The sequence below is a fragment of the Pseudomonas sp. SF2 genome (assembly GCF_036858055.1).
GTDB lineage: Bacteria > Pseudomonadota > Gammaproteobacteria > Pseudomonadales > Pseudomonadaceae > Aquipseudomonas.
The window spans coordinates 1-305 of sequence record NZ_JAMBDI010000030.1 but is presented as its reverse complement, the minus strand read 5'-3'; the positions used below and the strand labels follow the sequence as shown (position 1 = coordinate 305).

Sequence of the window (305 nt, the reverse complement as noted above, 5' to 3'; positions counted from 1 at the left end):
GAGCGGAAGTTGATGTGGATGACCTCGGTGCCGCCACGGACCATGAAGAACGGTGGCTTCTCGATCACGTCGTGACCGATGTTGACGATCAGGTCGGCAGCTTCGACGGCGCGGTGCACGAAGTCACCCGACGACAGCGCGGCGTTGCCCAGGAAGCGTGGGTGACGCTCGTCAACCACACCTTTACCCATCTGGGTGGTGATGAACGGGATGCCGGTCTTGTCGATCAGTTGCTTGAGGACCTTGGCGGTCATCTTGCGGTTGGCGCCGGCGCCGATCACCAGGATCGGGTTACGGGCGTTCTG

Annotated in this window: 1 pseudogene; it reads right to left on the bottom strand. The window is 62.0% G+C overall.

Annotation, left to right across the window (positions count from 1 at the left end):
- A pseudogene (locus tag M2S36_RS17870) lies at window positions 1–305 on the bottom strand (acetolactate synthase large subunit); the annotation flags it as partial.